This window comes from Pseudomonas sp. SD17-1, from assembly GCF_029201585.1.
GTDB classification, from domain to species: Bacteria; Pseudomonadota; Gammaproteobacteria; order Pseudomonadales; family Pseudomonadaceae; genus Aquipseudomonas; species Aquipseudomonas palmensis.
This window is the reverse complement of the sequence record NZ_CP104044.1, coordinates 3,208,540-3,231,666: the sequence shown is the minus strand read 5'-3', so window position 1 is coordinate 3,231,666 and position 23,127 is coordinate 3,208,540. Positions and strand designations below refer to the sequence as shown.

General features: G+C 67.6%; 20 protein-coding genes. 11 read left to right on the top strand and 9 right to left on the bottom strand.

Going from position 1 to position 23,127, the window contains the following annotated elements; translation table 11 throughout:
* The first annotated feature begins 5 nt into the window (after nucleotides 1-5).
* Genes N0B28_RS14715 through N0B28_RS14690 form a run of 6 tightly spaced genes read left to right on the top strand, consistent with a single transcriptional unit; the run spans nucleotide 6 to nucleotide 7,228 of the window.
* Complete coding sequence (locus N0B28_RS14715; RefSeq protein ID WP_043860481.1) at nucleotides 6-740, top strand: class II aldolase/adducin family protein; 735 nt, start codon at nucleotides 6-8, stop codon at nucleotides 738-740.
* A 10-nt stretch (nucleotides 741-750) separates the two neighbouring features.
* A complete protein-coding gene (locus N0B28_RS14710) occupies nucleotides 751-1,926 on the top strand; it encodes an LLM class flavin-dependent oxidoreductase (RefSeq protein ID WP_275727073.1) in 1,176 nt (391 codons plus the stop codon).
* Nucleotides 1,927-1,936: 10 nt separating this feature from the next.
* Nucleotides 1,937-3,511, top strand: a complete 1,575-nt coding sequence (locus N0B28_RS14705; RefSeq protein ID WP_275727071.1) for an ABC transporter substrate-binding protein — start codon at nucleotides 1,937-1,939, stop codon at nucleotides 3,509-3,511.
* Complete coding sequence (locus N0B28_RS14700) at nucleotides 3,504-4,565, top strand: ABC transporter permease (protein ID WP_054915363.1); 1,062 nt, start codon at nucleotides 3,504-3,506, stop codon at nucleotides 4,563-4,565. The genes N0B28_RS14705 and N0B28_RS14700 overlap by 8 nt, the downstream gene beginning before the upstream one ends.
* A gap of 12 nt (nucleotides 4,566-4,577) precedes the next feature.
* Entirely contained in the window at nucleotides 4,578-5,396 is an 819-nt protein-coding gene (locus N0B28_RS14695; protein ID WP_043860485.1) for an ABC transporter permease, read from the top strand.
* On the top strand, nucleotides 5,393-7,228 hold the full coding sequence (locus tag N0B28_RS14690) for an ABC transporter ATP-binding protein (RefSeq protein ID WP_275727069.1): 1,836 nt from the start codon (nucleotides 5,393-5,395) through the stop codon (nucleotides 7,226-7,228). Before N0B28_RS14695 ends, N0B28_RS14690 begins: the two co-directional genes overlap by 4 nt.
* On the opposite strand, the gene N0B28_RS14685 is transcribed toward N0B28_RS14690, so the two are convergent.
* From N0B28_RS14685 to argC, 6 genes are all read right to left on the bottom strand, one after another.
* Nucleotides 7,122-8,408: a benzoate/H(+) symporter BenE family transporter gene (locus tag N0B28_RS14685; RefSeq protein ID WP_104573100.1), complete on the bottom strand. Its 1,287-nt coding sequence runs from the start codon at nucleotides 8,406-8,408 to the stop codon at nucleotides 7,122-7,124. The genes N0B28_RS14690 and N0B28_RS14685 overlap by 107 nt on opposite strands.
* A gap of 60 nt (nucleotides 8,409-8,468) precedes the next feature.
* Nucleotides 8,469-9,992, bottom strand: a complete 1,524-nt coding sequence (locus N0B28_RS14680; RefSeq protein WP_054915361.1) for a PLP-dependent aminotransferase family protein — start codon at nucleotides 9,990-9,992, stop codon at nucleotides 8,469-8,471.
* 85 nt (nucleotides 9,993-10,077) lie between these two features.
* Nucleotides 10,078-10,536, bottom strand: a complete 459-nt coding sequence (locus tag N0B28_RS14675; RefSeq protein WP_054915360.1) for a GNAT family N-acetyltransferase — start codon at nucleotides 10,534-10,536, stop codon at nucleotides 10,078-10,080.
* Nucleotides 10,537-10,649: 113 nt separating this feature from the next.
* Nucleotides 10,650-13,013 (bottom strand): DUF262 domain-containing protein, encoded by a 2,364-nt coding sequence (locus tag N0B28_RS14670; RefSeq protein WP_275727063.1) that lies wholly within the window; start codon nucleotides 13,011-13,013, stop codon nucleotides 10,650-10,652.
* A complete protein-coding gene (locus N0B28_RS14665) occupies nucleotides 13,010-14,785 on the bottom strand; it encodes a DUF262 domain-containing protein (RefSeq protein ID WP_275727060.1) in 1,776 nt (591 codons plus the stop codon). The genes N0B28_RS14670 and N0B28_RS14665 overlap by 4 nt, the downstream gene beginning before the upstream one ends.
* Nucleotides 14,786-15,416: 631 nt before the next feature.
* Nucleotides 15,417-16,340 (bottom strand): N-acetyl-gamma-glutamyl-phosphate reductase, encoded by a 924-nt coding sequence (argC, locus tag N0B28_RS14660; RefSeq protein ID WP_275727058.1) that lies wholly within the window; start codon nucleotides 16,338-16,340, stop codon nucleotides 15,417-15,419.
* 111 nt (nucleotides 16,341-16,451) lie between these two features.
* On the opposite strand from argC, the gene N0B28_RS14655 reads away from it, so the two are divergent.
* From N0B28_RS14655 to N0B28_RS14645, 3 genes are all read left to right on the top strand, one after another.
* On the top strand, nucleotides 16,452-17,336 hold the full coding sequence (locus N0B28_RS14655) for a LysR family transcriptional regulator (protein WP_275727056.1): 885 nt from the start codon (nucleotides 16,452-16,454) through the stop codon (nucleotides 17,334-17,336).
* Nucleotides 17,337-17,409: 73 nt separating this feature from the next.
* A complete protein-coding gene (locus N0B28_RS14650; protein ID WP_043860493.1) occupies nucleotides 17,410-18,129 on the top strand; it encodes a GNAT family N-acetyltransferase in 720 nt (239 codons plus the stop codon).
* Nucleotides 18,130-18,306: 177 nt separating this feature from the next.
* Nucleotides 18,307-19,158 (top strand): CAP domain-containing protein, encoded by an 852-nt coding sequence (locus N0B28_RS14645; RefSeq protein ID WP_043860494.1) that lies wholly within the window; start codon nucleotides 18,307-18,309, stop codon nucleotides 19,156-19,158.
* Between the two features lie 85 nt (nucleotides 19,159-19,243).
* Here the strand turns inward: N0B28_RS14645 and N0B28_RS14640 are convergent, their stop codons facing one another.
* From N0B28_RS14640 to N0B28_RS14630, 3 genes are all read right to left on the bottom strand, one after another.
* Nucleotides 19,244-19,711, bottom strand: a complete 468-nt coding sequence (locus N0B28_RS14640; RefSeq protein ID WP_058540690.1) for a GNAT family N-acetyltransferase — start codon at nucleotides 19,709-19,711, stop codon at nucleotides 19,244-19,246.
* A gap of 16 nt (nucleotides 19,712-19,727) precedes the next feature.
* Nucleotides 19,728-20,687 carry a DMT family transporter gene (locus N0B28_RS14635; RefSeq protein WP_275727052.1) on the bottom strand — a complete coding sequence of 320 codons (960 nt, stop codon included), beginning with the start codon at nucleotides 20,685-20,687 and terminating at the stop codon, nucleotides 19,728-19,730.
* Nucleotides 20,688-20,764: 77 nt separating this feature from the next.
* Nucleotides 20,765-21,493 carry an AraC family transcriptional regulator gene (locus tag N0B28_RS14630; RefSeq protein ID WP_345799351.1) on the bottom strand — a complete coding sequence of 243 codons (729 nt, stop codon included), beginning with the start codon at nucleotides 21,491-21,493 and terminating at the stop codon, nucleotides 20,765-20,767.
* A 171-nt stretch (nucleotides 21,494-21,664) separates the two neighbouring features.
* Here N0B28_RS14630 and N0B28_RS14625 point away from each other — a divergent pair, with 171 nt between their 5' ends.
* Nucleotides 21,665-22,798, top strand: coding sequence for a diguanylate cyclase (locus N0B28_RS14625; RefSeq protein WP_043860497.1), 1,134 nt, complete (start codon nucleotides 21,665-21,667; stop codon nucleotides 22,796-22,798).
* 75 nt (nucleotides 22,799-22,873) lie between these two features.
* Complete coding sequence (locus tag N0B28_RS14620) at nucleotides 22,874-23,116, top strand: hypothetical protein (protein WP_054915353.1); 243 nt, start codon at nucleotides 22,874-22,876, stop codon at nucleotides 23,114-23,116.
* Nucleotides 23,117-23,127: the final 11 nt, after the last annotated feature.

Sequence of the window (23,127 nt, the reverse complement as noted above, 5' to 3'; positions counted from 1 at the left end):
TCGCCATGACCGTACTGACTACCGAGCACCTGATCGACGCCGACCTCAAGGCCTTCATCGAGCAGGTGCTGCACGAGGCCGAACAGGCCTTCACCGTGTTCCGCGAAACCAACACCATCACCGCCGCCGGCACCGTGGGCTTCATCGAGCGCGTACCGGGCCGCGAGCTGCTGGTGTCGGTCAACTACCCAGGCCCGTGGGACTACCGCAAGCCGCTGCAGGCCACGGTCAGCGACTTTGCCGGCAACCTGGTGCATGGCCAGGGCAAGGGCGGGCTGGGCCGCTACACCCGGCTGTTTCGCGAAGACGCCGGCATCACCACGGTGTCCCACGTGCACACCCCGTACCTGGGCGCCTGGGCGCAGACCCAGCGCAGCCTGCCGTTCCATTACGTGCCGGTGCAGCGCTACCAGCTGGCCCGCGAGCTGCCGGTGTACATCGACCGGCGCCAGGACGAGGTCGACTTCATTCTCGAGCGCCTGGCCGAGAACCCCTACACCCCGGCGATTCTCGAAGCCAACGGCGGTGCGACAGTGTGGGGGCGCCAGGGCCTGCGCGCCACCGCCGAATTCATCCTGCTGCTGGAGGAGGGCGCGCAACTGCAACTGCTGGCCGAGTCCATCGGCGGCTCGCGCCCCTACGGCCCCGGCGTGCTCACCCAGCAATGGAACATGAGCAAGCTGATCGACCGCGCCCACGCGCTGGGCCTGGTCCCGGCCATCGACCGCCCACGCGCCTGAGGAACCTGCCATGGCCATCAAGATCCTGTGGTACCTCACCAGCCCCGACGGCCCCTACCCGTGGGAGCCCCAGGGGCGCTGGAAAACCGATTTCGCCCACCTCAGGCAACTGGCGGTGGCCAGTGACCGCCTGGGGTTCTACGGCGCCCTGCTGGGTTCAAGCCCCAACGAGAGCCTGGCGGTGTCGGCGGCACTGATCGATGCCACCGAGCGCCTGCGCTTTCTGGTGGCGCAGCACCCGGGCGAGCTGTCGCCGGCGGTGCTGGCCAAGTGGGCGCTGACCTTCGACGAGTTCTCCAACGGCCGCCTGCTGTTCAACGTGGTCAATGGCAGCGACGCGGGCCTGGCCACCCTGGGTGTGCATTACCCGCACGATGAGCGCTACCAGTTCAGCCTGGAATACTGGCGCGCCTTCCAGCGCATCTATGCCGGCGACACCGCCGGTTTCGACGGCCAGTACGTGCAGCTCGCGCCACGCCCGGCTGCAGCGGCGCGCCATCCGCTGGGCGGCTGGCACCCGCCGCAGCGCCTGGCGGTACCCCTGTGGGGCGCCGGCACCTCGGACGTGGGCGTGGCGCATTCGGTGCAACTGCTGGACGTGTACCTGAGCTTTGCCGACACCCCGCCCAGGCTGGGCGACAAGTTCCGCCGCGTGGCCGCCGAAGCGGCGAAGATCGGCCGCGAACTGACCTACGGCACGCGCCTGCAGGTCATCGTGCGCGAGACCGAGGCCCAAGCCTGGGCGCATGCCGAGAATCTGCTGCAACAGACCTCCCTGGCCACCGCCCGCGCCGCCATCGAGCGCCGCCTGCCGCCGGGCCAGACCCTGGACACCTTCCACAGCGACAACCCGCAGGTGCAGCGCAACGTGCAGAGCATCCGCGACGGGCGCCTGCCCACTGCGCGCGAGCTTGAGATCTACCCCAACGTGTGGACCGGCCCCAGCCTGTTCGGCTTCGACATCCTCGGCCCGTCGTCCGGCACCTACCTGGTGGGCAGTGCCGAGCAGGTGGCCGAGCGCATTCGCGAGTACCAGCAGCAGGGCACCTCGGCGTTCATTCTCTCGGGCTTTCCGCTGATCGATGAAGCGCACCGGGTGGCCGACCTGCTGTTCCCGCTGCTGGAACTGGACCACGGGTTCGAGATCCCGCGCCTGAGTGCGCGCACCGCTGTCGAGCCGGCCTAAGGAGCTGCCCATGCCTCATGAATTCTCGCGCCGGATCTTCCTCGGCAACAGCCTGGCCGTCGGTGGCGGCCTGTTGCTGGGCTCCAGCCTGCTGGGCGGCTGCGATGCCGGCGGGCCTGCCAGCGACGCGGCGGCCAGCGCACCCCCGGGCACCCCGGTGCACGGCGGGCGCCTGCGCGTCGGCATCATCGACGGCGACCAGGCCGGCAACCTGGATGCACACAAGCCTTCCGGTGGCGGGATCATTCGCGGCTGGGCGCTGTACAGCAAGTTCTGGGAATGGAACGACGACGTTAGCACGCGCCTGGGCCTGGCCGAATTTGCCGAGCCCAATGCCGATGCCAGCGCCTGGACCATTCGCATCAAGCCGGGGCTGGAGTTCCACCACGGCAAGAGCATCGGCGCCGACGACATGCTGTTCTCGATCCTGCGCCTGACCGACCCGAAACTTGCCTCGCCATTTGCCGGGCTGGTGGGCGACATCGACCGCCAGGCGCTGCGCAAGCTCGACGAGCGCACCATCGAGATCCGCTTCAAGCAGGGCCGCAGCTTCTTCCCGCTGGACGAGACCCTGATTGCCTTCGGCGGCATCGTGCCCACCGACTACGACCCGGTCAGCAACCCGGTGGGCGCCGGCCCGTACCGGCTCAAACGTTTCGTGCCGGGCCAGCGTGCGCTGTTCAGCCGTTTCGAAAACTACTACAAGCCCAACCAGCCATATGCCGACGAGCTGGAGATCATCGAATTCAAGGACCAGGTATCGCGCGTAGCCGCCCTGCGTGCCGGGCAGATCGACATCGCCAGCGGCGTGCAGGCCGAGCACAGTGCCTTGCTCAAGGCCGACCCGCGCCTGCAACTGGTGGTGTCGCCCACCACCTCGTTCAGTGGCTTCAACCTCAACACCGCCAAGGCGCCGTTCCAGGACGAGCGGGTACGCCAGGCCTTCCGCCTGCTGGCCGACCGCCAGGAGCTGGTGGGCCGTGGCCTCAACGGTTTCGGGCGCATCGCCAACGACCTGTATTCGCCAACCGACCCCACCTACAACCATGCCATCGCCCAGCGCCCCTTCGATCTGGACCAGGCCCGTTCGCTGCTGCGCCAGGCCGGGCAGACCGACCTGCGCATAGAGCTGACCACCACCGCCAACGAAATCAACGCTGCCCTGGTGTTCGCCCAGCAGGCGAAGAAGGCAGGGGTCCAGGTCAAGGTCACGCCGGTGGACGCCTCGGTATTCAACGGCCCGCAGAAGGAGCAGTGGCTGATGTCGCCCGGCTCGACACCGGCCCGCGGCTTTCTGGCCACCGGCCTGCACAACGATGCACCGCTGGCGATCTACAACCGCAGCAACTTCCGTGACGAGCGCTTCAGTGCGCTGTTCACCCAGGCACTCGGCCAGCCGGATCTGGCGCAGCGCAAGCAACTGGTACACGAGGCGCAGGCCATTCAGCACCAGCGCGGCGGCCTGCTGATCTGGGGCTTCACCGACGTGCTGGACGCCGCCTCGAACAAGGTCGGCGGCCTGCACGGCGAACAGACCACCTTCGCCTCCTGGCGCTTTGACAGCCTGTGGTTGAACCATGCCTGAACCGTGCGCAACCTCTCATCGACTGCCGGCCTGGCTGCCCTGGTTCATCGGGCGCCTGGGCTACGGCCTGCTCACCGCCTGGGTCATCAGCCTGGTGGTGTTCATCGCCACCCAGGCGCTGCCCTCGGACCCGGCGCGGGTGATCCTGGGCCCCGACGCGCCGCTGGAGAGCATCCAGACCCTGCGCGAGCAACTGGGCCTGAACCGGCCGATCCTGCTGCAGTACCTGAGCTGGCTGGGGCAGGTGCTGCACGGCGACCTGGGCATCTCGCTGGATTCGAACCAACCGGTGGCCGGCATCATTCTCGCGCGCTTTGGCAATACCCTGGCGCTGCTGGGCGGCGTGCTGCTGGTGGTGGTGCCGCTGGCGTTGAGCATCGGCGTGAGCCTGGCGCTGCGGCGTGACAGCCGGCTGGACCGCTGGGCGCTGTCGGCGCTGATCTTTCTCAAGGCCACCCCGGGTTTTCTGCTGGCCATCGGGCTGGTGCTGCTGTTTTCCATGCCGCAGTTCAGCCTGCTGCCGGCGGTGTCGATCCTCGACCCGGACAAGCACCTGTGGCAGCAGCTGGAGTTTCTGCTGCTGCCGATACTGGCCCTGAGCCTGTCGTCGCTGCCTTACCTGGCGCGGCTGGTACGCGCCTCGATGATCGAGGCGCTGGAATCCGACTACGTGAGTGCGGCGCGCCTGCGCGGGGTGCCCGAATGGCGCATCGTGTGGCGCCACACCTTGCCCAACGCGCTGGTGCCGGCAGTGCAGGGCGTGGCCCTGACCTTGCGCACCCTGATCGGCGGCGCGCTGCTGGCCGAGGTGATCTTCAGCTACCCCGGCATCGGCACCCAGCTCAACACCGCGATCCAGATGCGCGACCTGCCGCTGATCCAGGGCGTGGTGCTGGTGATCACCCTGGGCGTGGTGGCGATCAACCTGCTGGCCGACCTGCTCACCGTGCTGCTGACCCCCAGGCTGCGCACCGCGCGGCGGGTCACGCTGATCCAGCGCAACCGTCGCGGCATCCAGAGCTGGTGGCGCCGCCCGGCAGCCAAGGCCCCTTGAGAGGAAGAGAGCATGTTCAGTGCAAGTGTCTGGCGTGAGCCGCAAATTCGTCGGGGTGGGCTGGTGACCCTGGCCATCGTGCTGCTGGCGCTGCTGGGCCCGTGGCTGGCGCCGCATGCGCCTACCGACATGGTTGGCGGGGTGTACGGGCCGCCCAGCGGCGAGGCGCCGTTGGGGCATGATTTTCTGGGCCACGACGTGGTGTCGCGGTTGCTCGGTGGCGGTGTGTCGATCCTGTGGATGTCGCTGGCGGCCGCTGCCATTGCGCTGGTGCTGGGCACGGCGCTGGGGCTGCTGGCCGGGCTGTCGCGCCAGCGCCTGGACCAGGCCATCACCTGGCTGGCGGATGTGTGGCTGGCGTTTCCGGACCTGATCCTGGTGCTGCTGATCGTGTCGATGCTGGGGCGCGCGCCGTGGCTGATCGTGATGACCGTGGCAATTGCCTTTACCCCCGGCGTGATCCGCCTGGCGCGCGGCAGTGCGGTGGCGGTGGCCAGCCAGGAGTTCGTGGAGGCGGCGCAGATGATGGGCTTTTCGCGCACGCGGATTCTGCTTCGCGAGATCCTGCCCAACGTGCTGACGCCGCTGCTGGTGCACTTTGGCAACATGCTGACCTGGGGCGTGGGCATGTTGTCGGGCCTGAGCTTTCTGGGTTACGGCGTGGCGCCGCCGGCGGCGGACTGGGGGCTGATGATCAACGAGAACCAGGCCGGGCTGCTGGTGCAGCCGTGGGCGGTGCTGGCACCGGCGCTGCTGATCGGGGTGTTCGCCTACGGCACCAATATTCTGGCCGAGGGCATTGCCCGGCACAGTGCGGGAGAACGCAAATGAATGCGCATGCCTTGATGGCCTCTTCGCCGGCAACGCCGGCGTCTACAGGTTTTGCACCGCCTGTAGGAGCCGGCGTTGCCGGCGAAGCGTTGCGGGTCGAGAACCTGCGGGTCGAACTCGCCAGCGGCGCCGATATCATCGACCACATCCACTTCAGCCTGGCCCCCGGTGAAATCCTCGGCCTTGTCGGCGAGTCCGGCTCGGGCAAGACCACCCTGGCCACCGCGCTGCTGGCCCATGCCCGGCGCGGTGCGCAGATTGCCGGCGGGCGCATCGATATCGCCGGCGCCTCGCTGCTCGAGCTCAAGGGCGATGCCCTGCGCCGTGCCCGCGGCGGGCTGATCGGCTATGTCGCGCAAGACCCGGCCATGGCCCTCAACCCGGCGCTGCGCATCGGCAACCTGCTGCGCGAAACCCTGCTGGCCCACGAGCCGCAGCTTGCCCGCGCGGCCCAGGCCGACCGCCTGCAGCAGACCCTGGTGGACGTCGGCCTGCCCGGCGATCGCGAGTTTCTCAGGCGCTTCCCCCATCAACTGTCCGGCGGCCAGCAGCAACGGGTGATGCTGGCCCTGGCCTTCGTGCTGCGCCCGCGCCTGATCGTGCTCGACGAACCCACCACCGCCCTCGACGTCGGCACCCAGGCGCACATCCTGCAAACCCTGCGCAGGCTGTGCAAGGAGCAGGGGGTGGCGGCGGTGTACGTGTCCCACGACCTGGCCGTGATCAAGGACCTGGTCGACCGCGTGATGGTGATGTACGCCGGGCGCATCGTCGAGGTGGCGCAGCGCGAACGCCTGTTCGCGCGGCCCGCGCACCCGTACACCCTGGGCCTGCTGGCGGCGATTCCGGACGTGGCCCGCCAGCGCCCGTTGCAGGCGATTGCCGGCCATGCCCCGGCGCCCGGTCAGCGCCCGCAAGGCTGCGCCTTCGCCCCGCGGTGCGCGCGCCGCAGCGCTGCCTGCACCTCGCTGGAGCCGTCGCTGAATGTGCTGGACAGCGCGCAGCAGGTCGCCTGCCTGCACCCGCAACTGACTGCTGTGGCTGCGCCGACGGTGGTGCCGGCAACGATGCTCAGCTGCGCTGACACGCCGCTGCTGAGCCTGCGCGACCTCAACCTGAGCTACGACCGCCAGGTGCTGTTCGACCTGTCGCTGGACCTGTACAAGGGCGAATGCCTGGCGGTGGTGGGCGAGTCGGGCTCGGGCAAGACCAGCCTGGCGCGCACCCTGGCGGGGCTGGGCGATACCGCCCAGGCCGAGCTGACCTTCGACGGGCAGCCGCTGAGCCTGCTGGCGCGCCAGCGGCCTGCGGTCACGCGCCACCGTATCCAGTACATCTTCCAGAACCCGTATCGCGCCCTGAACCCGCGCCAGACCGTGGCGCAGTGCCTGCAAGCGCCCCTGGAGCACTTCTTCGGCCTCAAGGGCGCGGCCTGCCGGGTGCGTATCGACGCGGCGCTGGCACGGGTCGCGCTGCCCCCGGATGCGGCGCACAAATACCCGCATCATCTGTCGGGCGGCGAGCGCCAGCGCGTGGCGATTGCCCGTGCGCTGGTGTGCGAGCCTTCGGTGCTGATCTGCGACGAGGTGACCTCGGCCCTGGACGTGTCGGTGCAGGCGGCGATCCTGGCGCTGCTCAAGCAGTTGCAGGGCGAGGGCATGACCCTGCTGTTCGTCACCCACGACCTGGGCGTGGTGCGCGCCATCGCCGACCGCGTGGTGGTGGTCAGGGAAGGGCGGATTGTCGAGCAGGGGCCGGCGCAGGATGTGCTGGACCACCCCCAGGCGGCGTACACCCAGGGCTTGCTGGCGCACTCGCCACGGCTGGGCTGAGCGGGCGGCCGGCGTGCATCAGCGCATGCACCAGCAGGCCGGTCAGCAACCCCCAGAACGCGCCGCCGATACCCAGCAGGGTGACATTGGCGGCGGTGGCCAGAAAGGTGATCAGCGCGGTCTCGCGGGTACGCGCATCGCCCATCGCGCTGGCCAGGCTGCCACCGATGGCGCCCAGCAGGGCCAGCCCGGCGAGGGTGGTGACGAAAGTGCGCGGCAGCACCATGAACAGGCTGGCCAGGGTCACGCCGAAAACCCCCACGGTGACGTAGAACACCCCGCAGGCGATGCCGGCGAGGTAGCGCCTGGCCGGGTCGGGGTGCGCGTCCTTGCCGGTGCAGATGGCCGCAGTGATGGCGGCCACGTTGAACGCATGGGCGCCAAACGGCGCCATCAGCAGCGACCCCAGCCCGGTGACCGTGATGATCGGGTTGGCGCTGGTGGTGTAGCCGTCGTTGCGCAGCACCAGCATGCCCGGCATGTACTGCCCGGTGAGGGTGATGACGAACAGCGGCAGCGCCACGCCGAACAGCGCGCCAAGGCTGAACTGCGGGGTTTCGAACACCGGCAGCGCCATGCTCAGGTGCACGCCGTGCAGGTCCAGGCGCTGCTGGGCCAGCAGCATGGCCAGGCCCGCCACCAGCACCCCGACCACGGCAAAGCGCGAGGTGAAGCGGCGCAGCACGGCGTAGGTGAGCACCAGCACGATCACCAGCAGCGGGTCGGCGCTGGCCCCGCCGAAGGCGTTGACCCCGAACTGCAGCAGGATGCCTGCCAGCAGCCCGGCGGCGATGCCGGCCGGTATCCAGCGCACCAGCCGCTCGAACACCCCCGACAGCCCCAGCAGGATGAAGCCGATGGCGCACAGCACGTAGGCGCCGATCACCTCGCCATAGGGTGTGAACGGCATGACCGTGGCCAGGAACGCCACGCCCGGGGTGGACCAGGCGGTGATGATCGGCGCGCGGTAGCGCCAGCTCAGCCAGGCCCCGGTCAGGCCCACGCCGATGCTCACCGACCACACCCACGAGGCGGTTTGCGCGGCGGTCAGGTTGCCCAGTTGCGCGGCCTGGAACACCAGCACGAAGGTGCCGCCATAGTTGACCATGACGCTGATCAGGGCGGCCAGGGTGGGTGAGACGAGGTCACGCGGGTGCAGGCGCGAAGCGGTTCGGTTCATGGGCAGGTCCTTGTGGGATGGGCTCGGGTGCCGAGCGTATCCGCGCCAGGGGTGGCCCGATCAGTCCACCTCGCTGGCCTGCGCCAGACCGCTGCGCACGCCGGGGCGCAGGGCCTTGGCCAGGCGTGCCACGGCACTGCCGATCTGGTGCGGGGTGAGCGCTGCGAAGCCCAGCAGCCAGCCGCCCTGTGCCGGCGGCGTGGCGTACAGGCGGCTGAGGCCGGGCAGGTGGATGCCCGCCCGCGCGGCCTGGCGGATCGTCTCGGCCTCGCTCCAGCCGTGCTCCAGGCGGCACAGCATCTGCAGGCCGCCCGGTGGCAGCTGCGCGCTGGCGATGCCGCCCAGGTGCTGGTGCAGTGCCTCGGCCATGGCCTCGCGGCGCACGGCATACAGCGTGCGCATGGCGCGAATGTGCGCGGCGAAATGGCCGTCTTCGATAAACCGCGCCAGGGTCAACTGGGCCAGTTGCGGGGTGTGCCCGTCGAGCATGCTGCGCGCGTGGCTCATGGGCGCGACCAGGGCCGGCGGCAGCACCATGAAACCCATGCGCAGGCCGGGGTACAGCGACTTGGCGAAGGTGCCCAGGTAGATCGTGCGCTGCGCGTTGTCCAGGCCCTGCACGCAGGCGGTGGGTAGGCCGTCGTAGTGGAACTGGCTGTCGTAGTCGTCCTCGATGATCCAGCCGTTGCGCTCGGCGGCCCAGGCAATCAGGTCCAGGCGCCGTTCCAGGGCCAGGGTGACGCCGGTGGGGTACTGGTGCGACGGGGTGACGTAGACGGTGTTGGCGCCGCTGCGGTCAGCACGCAGCAGGTCGGTGCGCAGGCCGTGCTCATCCACGGCCACGGGCACCACCTGCAGTTGGGCCATCTCGAAGGCCTTGCGCGCGCCAAAGTAACCCGGGTCTTCGAGCAGGATCGGCCCGCCGGGGTCGGCCAGCACCTGCGCGCACAGGTACAGCGCCTGGCGCGCGCTGCTCAGCACCAGCACCTGGTCGGCGTGCACCCTGGCGCCGCGTTCCAGGTTCAGGTAGCGGGCGATGGCCTGGCGCAGCGGCGCGGCACCCAGTGGGTCGCCATGCAGCAGCACCTGGGCGCGGTAGTCCTTCTGGGCCTGGCGTTGCAGGCGGTCCCAGGTGTCGAGGGGGAAGTTGCGCGTCTCGGGCAGGCCGGTGGCGAAGGCCTTGACCTGCTGCTGGTCGCTGACCCCGCCGCTGGCCAGGATCGCCGCGCCACGGGCGCTGAGGCCGACGGTGGCAGGCGCGTGCTGCGGCGCGCCGGTGCGCGGGGGGCGTGCACCCAGCAGACGCGGCCCCAGGTGCTCGGCCACATAGCTGCCCGAGCCTGGGCGGCGGCAGATGCAGCCCTCCAGCTGCAGTTGCACATAGGCCATCTCCACGGTGTCGCGAGACAGTCCCAGGGAACTGGCCAGGGTGCGGGTGGCGGGCAGGCGGCAACCCGGCGGCAGTTCGCCGGCAAGAATGAGTTCGCGCAGGGCGCGCTGTACCCGCACGCGCAGCTCCAGCGGGGCCAGCTCGGCGGCGGCCAGGCGGATCTTCAGGGTGTCGAGTTGAAAACTGTGGGCCATGACGTCTGTGCAGTGAAGAAGGGCAGGCCGGCATGCTGACCTGCCAGGGCCCGGCTGTCCATGCCTGCCCTTGAACGGGGGAAGGTTACAGCGCGATCTGGTAGAGGATCGTGCCGGGGTTGACGGCCACACGGTTGTACAGCTGCTGGGCGCGATGGTTGGTCTGGTGGGTGTGCCAGTACAGGCGTGTGCACTGCTGCTGGTCGGCGGCGGCCTTGACCCAGGCGATCAGGTGCTCGCCGGTACCCTGGCCGCGCATCTGCGGGGCGACGTAGAGGTCTTCGAGGTAGCAGTAGTGGGTGGTCGACCAGGTGGAGCGGTGGATGACCCAGGTGACCATGCCGACCAGCTCGCCGTCGTACTCGGCCACTGCGGCGAACACGGGCTCGTCGGGGTCCAGAAAGCGCTTGAAGGTGGTGGCGTTGACGGCTTCGCCCAGGTCGACCTGGTAGAAGTCCTGATAGGCCAGCCAGAGCGGCAGCCAGGCCTCGAAGTCGGTGGGCTGGATGGGGCGGATGGCGAGTGATGCGGTACTGCTGGTCATCGCTGATGGTCCTCGTTGATGGCAAGGCTGCATGCCTCGCGACCTGCCCAAGCATAGGGGCAGGGCGCGGGCATCAACCGACCACTTGGAGGGCGGCGGGCAGTCCGCGTGCCTCAGGCCGCCAACAGGCCGGCCAGCGCGACCAGCCGCTGTTCGACCGTGTCGCGGGGGCAGTGGCTCTGCAGGTAGCCGGCCTCGACGACAAAGTCGAAGTCCTGCTGCAGGGCATGGGCCAGGGCGTCGCGCCCGAGCAGTTCATCGACATCGATCTGCAGCAGGAAGCCATGCGGCGTGGAGGTGACATAGAGATGGGTGTGCACCTGCGGGCTGTGCCTGTGCAGCAGGTAGAAGTAGGGTTCGTCGGCACTGCCGGAAACCGGCAGGTAGCCTTCGACCGACAGCGGTGCCAGTTGCGCCAGCCGCTGCGGGGTTTGCAGCTGTTGATGCAGGGCGAAGCTGAACAGCTCGGCATGGCTGCCACTCATGCGTTCCCTGGCCAGCAGGTACACCTGGTCGCGTTCGAAGCGCAGTTGGCGCAACGCGCAGTACCCGAGGGCCGAGGGGGTCTGGATCAGCACCTGGCGCCACGGCTCCCGCACCCGGGCCTGGTCGATGATGCGTTGCAACTGGGCCGGCAGCGGGCGGGTTTCGTCCAGTCGGTTCCAGAGGCAGAACAGCGTCACGCGCATGCCGTCTTCATTGGCCAGCAGGCGTTTCCAGGTGCCAGGGCCCGTGAGACCGTCGCCAAGGAACGAATGGTTGTAGCCGCGTTTGAGCAGGTAATCACCCTCGCTCAACAGCGCGCGCTCCCAGAGGAAGTCGTCGATTGCGCGTAGGCCGTGGTCGTCGAACATCTGCTCGGCCAGCGCAAGGCTGCTGGCAAAGTGTTCCTGCCAGGTGGCGTGCGCGTGGCTTTGCAGCGCCCAGGCGGCGCTGCTGTGGTCGAGCAGAAAATCGATCTGGCCCTGGAAGTAGCCGTGCTGCTCGGCGTGTTCGAGCAGCGGCCGCCATTGGCTGTCGGCGACGATCAGTTTCGCCTTGGTGATTTCCTCGCGCACCTGGGTACCGCGAAAGCCGCTGACGGGCCTGTCGACGCTGGCAAAGTGCGCGAGGATGTCCAGCGCCTGCTCCAGCATTTCGCCGAGCCCGCTGACGCTGCGCTTTACATCGTCCGGCCCGTCGTAGCTGGCATTGACCGACAGGTTGACCACCAGTCGCATCCACTCGCCAAATGCCTGCGGTTGGCTGCTGCCATGGCGGCGCAGGAACATCGCATAGCCGCAGAACTGCACCAGGCGGGTGTAGTTCAGTGGCTGGTCGCTGATGGCGTGGTTGAAGAAGGCGACCTCGTCGAAGTAGTACGCCGTGGGCAACTGGGTGGTGAAACTGTCGGGCCCCTCGCTCCAGGCCTCGAGCAGCAGCATCAGGGTTTCGGAAAACGCATCATCGAGCCAGCCGTTGTCCTCGTACACCTGGTAGCTCAGGCGCTGCTGGCGGTTGCGCAGCTTGAGCAGGTCGGCTTCGTAGCCCGGCGCCTCGGGCGCGCGGGTGGCCGCGGCGACCATCTGCAACAGGTTCATCACCGCCTGGTCGAACAGGCGCATGGTCGCGGGGGCCGTGGCGTCATTGGGGGCGTTGCTGAAGTTCCAGAAAAAATCCGCCCAGCGCGTGTCCATGCGCCAGGCGAAGAAGGTCGCGGTGCTGACCGGCTTGCCGTGCATCTGCCGGGTGTGACCGTCGAACTGGGTGTGCAGGTGCCGTTCATAGCGCGCCTTGAATGTCTCGAAGGCGGTCAGCGGCATGCCGCGGGCGTTCATCTTGATGTACAGGTCGTCGGCCAGGCCGAAGTCGTCCAGGTCGAGGATCTGGAAGCTGATCACCGGCCGCTGCACATCGATCAGGCGGGCAAAACGGGCGGTGGCGGCGTTGTGAAAGCGCTCGTGCATGGCCTGCAGCATGGTCAGGCATGACTGGATGGTGGGGTCCAGGCGCCAGTGGCGAAAGTACCAGGGCTGGTCGGTGAGGTGCTCGATCAGCGAGTCGTCGGCACCCAGCGCGGGCGAGGGCGCATGCTGGCTGAGGGCGTCGAAGAACTCGCTGCTGCTGGGCCTGACGCTGTAGGCGAATCGGGCGCTGCCGTTGGCGTTGCAGAACAGCTGGGCGAAGGCTGCCAGCTCACCGTCGCGTTGCGCCAGGTACCAGTGCAGCAGAAACAGCGTGGTCAGGCGCTGCTGGCCGTCGAGCGGGACGAACTGGCGCTGGGGGTTCAGCGTGCCGTAGACGAAGTCCAGGTTCAGCGGCAGGCTCGGGTCGTCGGGCGGCAGTGCCAGGGCGCGCGCCAGGGCACCGAGGAATTCGCTGCGCACCTCTTCGGTATCGGCCCTGCCCTGGGCGTAGTCGCGCTGGATCAGCGGGATGCGGGTGCCGGCGTAGCGCTCGAACAGCTGGCCGAAGATGATCTGGCTGTGGGCGCTCATGGGTGCTGCTCCTGCGGGTCGGCGAAGAAGGCTATCAGGGTGTGCAAGAGCGCAAGCGCGTAGCCCTTGCGGTCCTGTTCGCCCCAGAACAGCAGGTGCTTGACGTCAGGGCTGTAGCATTTGAGGAACAGGTTGCGCGTGCACAGCGGCACGAACACGCCGCCCTGGTCCAGGGCCAGCAGGCGCTCGCGCTTGACCGCGAAGATCGCGTTCTTGTAGCTGCGGTTGGTCTTCTGGTCGAGCAGCGTGAGGTTGCCGATGCTGTCGTCGACCTCCTGGTTTTCGCCGAACGCCTCCAGCACTGCCTGGTGGAGCGCGTTGAAAGCCTCATCGTCTGCACCCTTGGGGTCGCCAATGAATGCCTCCAGGGCCTCGCGCAGAGGCCGGGTTTCGGTCTTGTCCGGCAGGTGCGGCAGGCAGCGCTGCAGCCATTGCTGTTTTTCCTCGGCGCCGTTGAAGCGGTGGGCGGTGACCGAGCGCACATGTTCGATGTCCCAGCGCTCCTTCTTGAAGCTGTCGAACTGGAAGCGCACGTTCGATTGCGGGTTCTGCAGCAGGCTGGCGAGGTTGAACAGCAGCAGGGTCGCGCGAATGGCCGATCTGTCCCGCTGTGAGTAGTCCAGGCCGGCGAGGAAGGGCGAGAGCGCATCGGTAATGGCGTCGCGGGTAGCCGGCTGGGGCAGGGGCGAGCCGGTCAGTTGCATGAACACGCGCTGGCGCAGGCGCTGTTCGAACTGGCTCTTGGGCAGGCCTTGCGAGAGGGCGAACAGCTCGGCCACGGCGACACCCTGCTGCACCAGAAAACCGATGATGTGGTAGAGCCGGCGGTCCTCGAACCATTCCTCCAGCAGCATGCAGGTGTTCTTGACCTGCTGCCATAGCGGTTGCGCCGAGGCGTCGGGGGCAGCCAGCCGGCGACTGTAGTGATGGAACACGGAGTAGCGCTGTCGGGCTGGCGCGCTTGCGCCTTCCAGCCGGGCTACCAGCTGGAACAGGAAGCCGATGCGGTTCTGCCCGGTGCTTGGCTGCTCGTTCAGGAAGTACCAGAGCGCGTCGTTCTGCAGGGCCTTTTCGAGTTGATCCCATTCGTGGGCGATGCGCAGTTGCTGGGGCGTTTCGCCCGAGGCGTCGTCGGCGTTGCGCTTGAGAAACAGTGCACGGATCAGCTCGTCGTCGGTCAGGGGGATCTTGCCGATGTTCAGGCGCGTGAAGGCGTCCACCGGGTTCTCGCTGGCGGCCAGCTCGTACCAGATGACCTTGGTGCGGTTGAGCAGGGTGGACTTGAAGTCGTCGACTTCGTTGTCGTGCTGATCGAACCAGTGCTCGATGCTGTGCATGGCCTGGTACAGGTGGAAGAAATCGACATTGCCGCGGGCCTGTTCGGCCGAGGGCCCGAGCAGAAAATCCGGCAGGTGCGGGCGGGTTTCGTAGCTGAGTTCGAACACCGGTGCGCGGTGTCTTTCGGTGAGCCGCTGGTTGAAGAAACGCAGAATCAGCAGCAGCGTGGTGAGGCGCTGCTGGCCGTCGACCACTTCATACTGGCCATTGTCGCGGGCCTTTAGCACCAGCGGCTGCAGGCAGTAGAAGTCGTCGTTCTGCGGGTTCTTGCGGTAGGCGAACTCGAGGATGTCTTCCAGCAGTTGTTGCACCTGCTCGGGTTTCCAGCGGTAGCCGCGCTGGTAGGCGGGGATCCAGAAGCGATTGACCGGGCTTTGCCTGTCCTCCCTGATCAGCTGGTGGACGGGCTTGGGCCGAAAATCGGGTGAGGTCATTGCAATGGTCCTTATTGCCGAGGGTGCGCAACAGCCGAGCGATGGCAGAGTGCCTTGGTGGGGCGAGGTTGGCAACGGAGTGGGCAGAAAAACCGCGTGGGCAGGTTTTGCTGGCGCTGCGCACCAGATCGCGGATCAAGCCCGCTCCCACGGCCTGGCGGCCAGAGGCGGAGTCTGCCCGCAGGGCGTAGGAGCCGGCGTTGCCGGCGAGCGAGCGCGAAGCGGTCGCAACGCCTGAGTGCGCGGTGTGTCAGGCGAACCGCGTGTGCAGGTTTTACTGGCGCTGCGCACCAGATCGCGGGCAAGGCCCGCTCCCACGGCCTGGCGGCCAGAGGCAGCATCTGCCCGCAGGGCGTGGGAGCGGGCTTGACCCGCGAATCGAGCGCGAAGCGGTCGCAGCGCCTGAATGCACGATGTATCAGGCAGATCGCGTGTTCAGTTTTACTGGCGTTGCGCACCAGATCGCGGGGCAAGGCCCGCTCCTACGGCCTGGCGGCGAGAAGCGGAGTCTGCCCGCAGGGCGTAGGAGCCGGCGTTGCCGGCGAACGAGCGCGAAGCGGTCGCAGGGCCTACATGCACAATGCAGGCTTTTGCTGCGAGGCCACCGCGCCAATCGCCAGGGAAGTGCCCCTCACTCACACCCCATCATCAGGTCCAGATTCTGCACCGCCGCCCCCGCCGCACCCTTGCCCAGGTTGTCGAACACCGCCGCCAACAGCACCTGCTCGCCATTCTCGAACACCATCAGGCGCAGGTCGTCGGTGCCGTTCATCACCTGCGGGTCCAGGTACGTCAGCGCCTTGGCCTGCTGCATCGAAAGCACCTCGACGTGCTGCAATTGCGCATAGTGCTCGGCCAGGCACGCATGCAAGCGCTCCCCGGTAACACCCGGCGCCAACAGCCGCAGTTGCACCGGGATGGTCAGCACGATGCCCTGGCGGAACGCACCATAGGCCGGCATGAACATCGGCCGCTGGCCCAGCCCGCTGTACTGCTGGATCTCCGGCACGTGCTTGTGCGCAAGCCCCAGCCCATACGCCTGGTATGCCGGCGCCCCGGCCGCATCCGGCCCCTCGTACAGCTCGACACCGGCGCGCCCGGTGCCCGAGTAGCCCGACACGGCATGCAGGCTGGCAGGGTAGTCCTGCGGCAACAGGCCGGCATCGATCAACGGCTTGAGCAGGCCGATCGCCCCGGTCGGGTAGCACCCGGGGTTGCTCACCCGCTTGGCTGATGCAATGCGCTCGGCCTGCTGCGGGCTCATCTGGGCGAAACCATAGACCCACTCCGGGTGGGTACGGTGCGCGGAACTGGCGTCGATCACCCGCACCGCCGGGTTGCAGATGCTGGCCACCGCTTCGCGCGCGGCATCGTCGGGCAGGCACAGCATGGCGATGTCGCAGGCGTTGATCGCCTCGGCGCGGTGCTGCGGGCTCTTTCTGTGTTCGGCGGGCAGGGTCAGCAACTGCAGGTCGGTTCGGCCCTGCAGGCGCTGGTGGATCTGCAACCCGGTGGTGCCCTGGTCGCCATCGATGAATACAACGGGTGTGGCCATGAGTGTGCTCGCACGTGAAAAAGGTCAGGGCTTATCTTCGATGCGCGGTTAAGATAGGAAAAGTTGAATTTGGCAAAGGTCAGGTTCAGTTTTACTGAAGAGGCAACACCCATGCGTGAAATCAGCCTGGACCGTTTGCGTACCCTGGTGGCGATTGCCGACCTGGGGTCGTTCGCCGAAGCCGCGCAGGTGCTCAACCTGGCGCCGCCCACGGTCAGCCTGCATGTCGCCGAGCTTGAAGCACGGGTGGGCGGCACCCTGCTTTCGCGCACCCGTGGCAACGTGCAGCCCACTGCCATCGGCGAAACCCTGGTGGAGCGCGCCCGCCGCCTGCTGGCCGACGCGCAGCAGGCACTGGACGACGTGCAGCGCCAGGTGCTGGGCCTGGCCGGGCGCGTGCGATTGGGGGCGTCCACCGGGGCGATTGCGCAACTGATGCCCCAGGCGCTGGAAACCCTGGGCCATGCACATCCCGGCATCGATGTGCAGGTGGCGGTGCTGACCTCGCGCGAAACGCTCAACAAGCTCGCCGAGGGCTCGCTGGACATCGGCCTGGTGGCCCTGCCGCAAAGCCCGGTGAAGGGGCTGAGCATCGAGCCCTGGCGGCGCGACCCGGTCATGGCGTACCTGCCGGCCCGCTGGGACTGCCCGACGCAGGTCACGCCCGAGTGGCTGGCGACCCAGCCGCTGATTCTCAACGACAGCAGCACCGGGCTGTCACGCCTGACCTCGGAGTGGTTCAACGCGGCCGGCCAGCAGCCGGCGCCGCGCATCCAGCTCAACTACAACGATGCGATCAAGAGCCTGGTGGCTGCCGGCTACGGCGCCACCCTGCTGCCCAACGAGGGCTCCACGCCGCTGGCCGATGCGCGCATCGTGATGCGCCCGTTGCAGCCGCTGCTGTGGCGCCAGCTGGGCATCGCGCACCGCAGCGGCGAGGTGGAGCGTGCCACCGGCCATGTGCTGCAGGTGCTGTGGGGCTTGAGCGCGGGGTAGGGCGGGGCCGCGCAGACCTGTAGAATCCCCGCCAGGACCGCAAGGTCACCCTGTTTCCGGAGCCAGACGCCGCATGCCTGTCATCACCCTGCTGCAAACACCCCCCGACGAACCGATCAAGGGCCAGATCCTGCAGATGGTGGTCGACTACCTGACCGACATCAGCAGCGTGGCCCTGCCGCCGAGCAACCCGCTGTACAGCCTTTACCAGTACGGCATCGGCTATGAAGTGCACCTGTACCTGGAGGCCCTGAGTGGCGCGCGCGGCATCCCGGTGGAGCTGCTGGTGGCCACCGACGAGCAGGACCCCTCGCGGCTGCTGGGGTTCGTGCTGTACCTGCCGGTGCAGGACGACCCCCAGGCCTGTGCGGTGGCGTACATGGCGGTACTGGCCGGGCATCGGCGCCAGGGCATCGCCCGGGCCCTGCTGGGGCAGGTGCGCGAGCGCTACCCGCACGTGGAGCTGGCCTGCGCCGTGGGCAAGGTTGCGTATTTCGAGGCGATGGGCTTTCAGGTGCTGGGGGCACGCGGGCCGCAGGTGTTGATGAACACCCGCGATCACGCCACCGAGGGGCTGCTGGCGGTGCTCGACGTGGCGCCGATCTACCGCACCCTTGAGGTCCAGCAGATTCACGCCTACCTGCTCAAGCAGCACGGCAAGCGGGCCATGGTGGACGCCGAAAAGCAGCGCGACCGTCATCTGGATCAACTCACCCGCCAGGCCAGGGCATTCGTGCAGCAGCGCCTTGGCGACACGGGCGCGCAGGCCGCTGCCAGCCTGCGGCTGGTGTGAGGGTAGGGGCGTCAACCGGTGGATTTGTGCGCAGGGCAAGGAACGCCGGCCGGCACTGCGCATCCAAGCTCGATAGCGGCGCACAGGCAGGTATTGATAATGCGTCGCATCCCGTGGTGCTACGAAAGCAACACAAAATCACGCATCATGGGCGCAGTTTGTTCAAGGGAGAGTTACATGCACGACTTATCATCCAGGCTGCGTCTGGGCGCGTTGGCGCTGGGCATGCTTGTCACCACGCTGGCGGTGGCGAGCGACGAGACGCAACTGGTCGAGTCGATCAATGGCTATCGCAGCCAGTCGCAACGTTGTGCCGAGCAGGTGTCGCTGGAGCTGCCGCCGCTGGCCAGCGACCCGCGCCTGGTGCTCCCGGCCAACGGTGTCGGTGACTTGCAGCAGGCGCTGGTGAAGGCCTCGTACCCGATGGTCAGCGTGCAGGCCATCAGCCTGTCGGGGCCGCGCGATGCAGCGGCAGCGATGAAGGCGATCCAGGAGAGCTTCTGCAAGGTGGTGCTCGACCCGCAGTTCGTCGATGTGGGCGTGAGCCGCGAAGGGCGTGACTGGCGCATCGTGCTGGCGCGCCCACTGCTCAGTGCCAAGCTGGCGGAGTCGCAGGTGGAGGGGCAGAAGCTGCTCGATGCGATCAACAGTGCGCGGGCCCAGCCGCGCCAGTGCGGCGCCCAGGCCTATGCGGCCAGCGCGCCGCTGGCCTGGAATACCACCCTGGCAGAGGCCTCACAGGGCCATACGCGGGCCATGGCCAACGGCAATTTCTTCGACCACCGCGACCGTGACGGGCGCATGCCGGGCGACCGCGCCGAGTTGCAGGGCTACAGCTATCAGCTGATCGGGGAAAACATTGCCGCCGGGCAGGACAACGTGCGCAAGGTGGTCGATGGCTGGCTGGCCAGCGCCGGGCATTGCGCCAACCTGATGAACCCGCAGTTCAAGGAGCTGGGCGCGGCCTATGCGGTTGACCCCAAGAGCGATGCGGGGATCTACTGGACGGCGATGTTCGGGACGAAGTGACAGCATCGCGGGTCAAGCCCGCTCCCACAAGGCACACCGCCATCCTTGTGGGAGCGGGCTTGACCCGCGAGAGGCCGGCGCCGACCTATACCAGTACCTTGGTCATGGGCACACACGCCAGGTCGATGCCCCGGGGTGAGTGATAGAGCGCTGTCGCTTCGCCCACATAACCACACTGTCGATAGAAGGCTGCAGCGTTCAGCGTGGCGTCCAGGTTCACCTGCGCCAGCCCCAGGTTGCGCGCCAGCGCTTCAAGAAACGCCAGCATCTGTTTGCCCAGGCCTTGCTGCATGTACCCCGGCAACACGAAGATCGCCCCGATTTCACGGGCATTCACATCCAGCATGCCGGTTGCCACCGGCTCACCTTCGATGCACCCCATGTAGAAGTGACTGGCCATGAGGCTGGCGTAGCCATCCTCGGCCGTGCCCGCCGTCCAGGCCAGCATCTGTTCTGCCGGGTAGGCCCCGATGCAGTGATGACGGACTGCCTCCCGACGTATGTCGTAGGCCACTTGGGCATCGGCGCTGGTAGCGGGTCTGATGGTGAGCATTTCACAGTCCATTGGTTCAGGAGGAGGTTGGTGTGGCACTGGCAGTATCGCTGCGGTGGCAGTTCAGGCACCAGACCACGCCACCGACCAGTAGCGCAATAGCAACCAGCTCCAGCGCACCGGGCAGCCGCTGTTCCCACAAAAAGCCGAACAGCAGCGCCGCCAGGGTTTCCACCACCAGCACCTGGCCGCTGAGCGCCAGCGGCAGCAGCCGGCTGGCCTGGTTCCAGAAGGCGCCGCCGACCACCGACGACAGCAGCGCCACGCCCGCGGCCACCAGCACGAAGTGAACCCAGGTTGCCGCGCCATGGGCCGCCACTTCAGGGCCCAGCACCGGAATCGCCAGCACCAGCGCCTGTGCGCCGGTCATCAGGCCCGTGAGCAAGGCCCAGTCGTGGGAGGACACGCCGCCGACCAGGGCCAGCCGACGGGCGTTGGCCACCGCGTACCAGCTCCAGCTCACCAGCGCGCCCACGGCGCACAGCAGGCCGGCTATCACCTGGCCGCTGCTGGTGCGGGTGTCGGCGCCGCTGTGCAACGCATCGAGGCTGATCAGGGCCACGCCGGCCATCGCCAGGGTCAGCGAGGGGATCAGCCGCCGCACAGGCACCGCGTTGGCGTCATGGCGCCCCGCCAGGGTCACCAGCACCGGGATCAGACCGACGATCAACGAGGTGGTGGCGATGCCGACCAGTTGCACGCCGCTGCCCACCAGCGAGTAGTACACCAGGTTGCCCACCAGGCTCAGCCAGAACAGCGAGACCCAGTCGGCACGGGTGAGCTGCGCGCATACCCGGTGCAGGCGCGGCATCAGCAGCACCAGCGAAAACAGCCCGTAACACAGGAACCGCAGTACCGCGAACTGCACCCCGCTCAACCCTGGGGTGAGTTCGGGGCCCAGGAAGATCACGCCCCAGCACACCCCGGCCGCCACGCCGTAGCCAAGCCCCTTTACCAACGAACGATCAGCGAACATCGCACCACCCCTGCCGTGAAAGGTGCCCAGCATGCGGGTTTTGCCAGTGGTGGTATTGGCGCCGACTGCGGGGTTTTTTACCCAGGCTGTTGCTGGCGCCTGCGGTAGGCGGCGGGGGTGATGCCGCCCACCCGCTGCATGGCGCGGGTAAGGGCGGCCTGGTCGCTGAAGCCGCTGCGCAGGGCGATCTCGGCAATCGGCAGGTGGCTGTCGCCCAGCCAGCGCTGCGCCTGCTCGATCCTTACGCGGGTCAGCCAGCCCTGCGGGGTGCAGTCATGCAGCTCGCGAAAGCGCTGATGCAGCTGGCTGAGGCTCATGCCCGCGACATGGGCCATGCGTTCGTTGCTCCAGGCGGCGGCTGGTTGGGCGTGTACCTGGGCAATCAGGCGGTTGAGGCCGGGGTTCGGCTGCACCGGCAGGGCGGCCAGCGACGCCAGCAGCAAGGGCGCCAGGTGCGTTGCAGTGGCCGCCAGCTGGTCACGGCCGATGAGCTCGGCATATTCGATCAGGCGCCGGGTGGCGGGCGGGATGGTGACGTAGGTGCGTTGCGCCAGCGCCGTGAACGGCTGGCCGTGCAGTGCATCGGGGGCACAGTCGAGCACCAGGAAGCGACTGCCGGGCTGCGCCAGCTGCGCGTGCTGCGAACCGGGTCGCACCAGCGCCGCCAGGGCATTGTCGATGCTGCCGCCACGGCCATCCACGTCGATTTCCATGCGCCCGCAGATGGGCAGCACCAGTTGCGTGAAGTCATGCTGGTGATGAGCGCTTTCAGCCTGATAGCTGCGAATATCGAGGTTCAAGACCAATGGTGCACTCCTGGCGTCAGACGTCGGCATGGCCGCCGTGCGCACAGGCTATCCTCGACCCTCTGAACATTCAATCGCACGTGCGCGCCCCAGCCGACAGCCGGCTGTTCGAGATGATCGCACAGTGCCACAATGCGGCTTACCAGCGCTTCACCATAGCGGGCATAGCCAATGGATCATCCCTTTTCGCACCCTGATGCCACTGTGGCGCAACTGGCCCGTACCGACCGTTTGCAGTTGCTGTTCCGTCAGTCGCTGACCGCGGTATACGGCAGCTTTCTTGGCGCAGTGATGCTGTGCTGGCTGTGCTGGGACTACATCGAACACAACGTCGCGTTGAGCTGGATCGGCGTGCTGAGCGTGGCGACCCTGTCGCGCATCGTGCTGTTCACCGCTTACTACCGCAGCCCCGAGACCAGCCATACCCCATCGCGCTGGGAACGCAGATACTGGGTCACCCTGGTGTTCAGTGCCGGCGTGTGGGGCCTGGGGGCGCTGGCGGTGATGCCGCACGACAGCCTGCTGGCCCAGGCGATCGTGCTGTTGTTCGCCGTGGGCATGTCGGGCAGCGCGGTATCCTGCTATTACGCCTACCGCTCGATGACCCTGGCCGCCATCGGCCTGGTGCTGCTGCCCTGCACGCTGTGGCTGCTGTTTCAGCCTTCGCAGCTGCAGACCGGCATGGCCCTGGCGGTGCTGGTGTTTTCCTCGTTCATGCTGCGTGCCACCGGCAAGCTCTGCGCGGCGCTGGAGAAGGCGTTATGCCTGACCCACGAGATGGAACGCGCGCACCACATCGCCAGCAGCGCGGCGCAAACCGATGAGCTGACCGGCCTGAAGAACCGCCGGGCGTTCTTCGAACATGCCCAGCAGTTGTACTCCCACAGCCAGCGCGAGCAGCGCCCGCTGTGCGCACTGATGCTGGACATCGACCACTTCAAGCGCATCAACGACACCTACGGTCATCAGGTCGGCGACGAGGTGCTGCGCCAGATCGGCGGGGTGATCAAGGCCTCGTTCCGCGACACCGACGTGTACGGTCGGCTGGGCGGCGAGGAGTTCGCGGTGCTGCTGGCCGACACCCCGATGGACACGGCGCTGGGCATCGCCGAACAGTTGGCGCAAGCCATCGCCCAATTGCAGTTCGTGCACCACAGCGATGGTCGCCAGGGCATGACGGCCAGCTTCGGCGTGGCGGTGGCCAGTGCGGCGCACAGCGACCTGCACACCCTGCTCAACAGCGCCGACCAGGCGATGTACCGTGCCAAGGCCCAGGGGCGCAATCAGGTGGTGGCGGCCGACTGACCGCCTGTGCACTGCAACTGAACGTTCGGCCACGCCCTGCACTCACTAGAGCTGAGTGACCCAGAGGACAATGCCATGTCGGTTGACCGCAATACGCCTGAACTCAAAGCCTGGTATGCCGTGCTGGACGATCAGAGTTACCGGCTGGAATCGCCGGATGCCTACCACCAGGCCCTGGTCAGCCTGGCCCAGGCACTGCTGGACGACGGTGCCATCGAATGGGACGACTGGCTGGCGCTCAAGGCCATGGCCGACGAGGCGAACACGCACGCCATCGAAGCGGCCGTGGAGGCCAAGGTCGACGACCCGGATACCTGATCGCCAGGGAG

Bases quoted from the DNA above. Each gene is read 5' to 3' on its own strand.
- N0B28_RS14715 (WP_043860481.1), top strand. From the start codon at position 6: ATGACCGTACTGACTACCGAGCACCTGATCGACGCCGACCTCAAGGCC.
- N0B28_RS14710 (WP_275727073.1), top strand. From the start codon at position 751: ATGGCCATCAAGATCCTGTGGTACCTCACCAGCCCCGACGGCCCCTAC.
- N0B28_RS14705 (WP_275727071.1), top strand. From the start codon at position 1,937: ATGCCTCATGAATTCTCGCGCCGGATCTTCCTCGGCAACAGCCTGGCC.
- N0B28_RS14700 (WP_054915363.1), top strand. From the start codon at position 3,504: ATGCCTGAACCGTGCGCAACCTCTCATCGACTGCCGGCCTGGCTGCCC.
- N0B28_RS14695 (WP_043860485.1), top strand. From the start codon at position 4,578: ATGTTCAGTGCAAGTGTCTGGCGTGAGCCGCAAATTCGTCGGGGTGGG.
- N0B28_RS14690 (WP_275727069.1), top strand. From the start codon at position 5,393: ATGAATGCGCATGCCTTGATGGCCTCTTCGCCGGCAACGCCGGCGTCT.
- N0B28_RS14685 (WP_104573100.1), bottom strand. From the start codon at position 8,408: ATGAACCGAACCGCTTCGCGCCTGCACCCGCGTGACCTCGTCTCACCC.
- N0B28_RS14680 (WP_054915361.1), bottom strand. From the start codon at position 9,992: ATGGCCCACAGTTTTCAACTCGACACCCTGAAGATCCGCCTGGCCGCC.
- N0B28_RS14675 (WP_054915360.1), bottom strand. From the start codon at position 10,536: ATGACCAGCAGTACCGCATCACTCGCCATCCGCCCCATCCAGCCCACC.
- N0B28_RS14670 (WP_275727063.1), bottom strand. From the start codon at position 13,013: ATGAGCGCCCACAGCCAGATCATCTTCGGCCAGCTGTTCGAGCGCTAC.
- N0B28_RS14665 (WP_275727060.1), bottom strand. From the start codon at position 14,785: ATGACCTCACCCGATTTTCGGCCCAAGCCCGTCCACCAGCTGATCAGG.
- argC (WP_275727058.1), bottom strand. From the start codon at position 16,340: ATGGCCACACCCGTTGTATTCATCGATGGCGACCAGGGCACCACCGGG.
- N0B28_RS14655 (WP_275727056.1), top strand. From the start codon at position 16,452: ATGCGTGAAATCAGCCTGGACCGTTTGCGTACCCTGGTGGCGATTGCC.
- N0B28_RS14650 (WP_043860493.1), top strand. From the start codon at position 17,410: ATGCCTGTCATCACCCTGCTGCAAACACCCCCCGACGAACCGATCAAG.
- N0B28_RS14645 (WP_043860494.1), top strand. From the start codon at position 18,307: ATGCACGACTTATCATCCAGGCTGCGTCTGGGCGCGTTGGCGCTGGGC.
- N0B28_RS14640 (WP_058540690.1), bottom strand. From the start codon at position 19,711: ATGCTCACCATCAGACCCGCTACCAGCGCCGATGCCCAAGTGGCCTAC.
- N0B28_RS14635 (WP_275727052.1), bottom strand. From the start codon at position 20,687: ATGTTCGCTGATCGTTCGTTGGTAAAGGGGCTTGGCTACGGCGTGGCG.
- N0B28_RS14625 (WP_043860497.1), top strand. From the start codon at position 21,665: ATGGATCATCCCTTTTCGCACCCTGATGCCACTGTGGCGCAACTGGCC.
- N0B28_RS14620 (WP_054915353.1), top strand. From the start codon at position 22,874: ATGTCGGTTGACCGCAATACGCCTGAACTCAAAGCCTGGTATGCCGTG.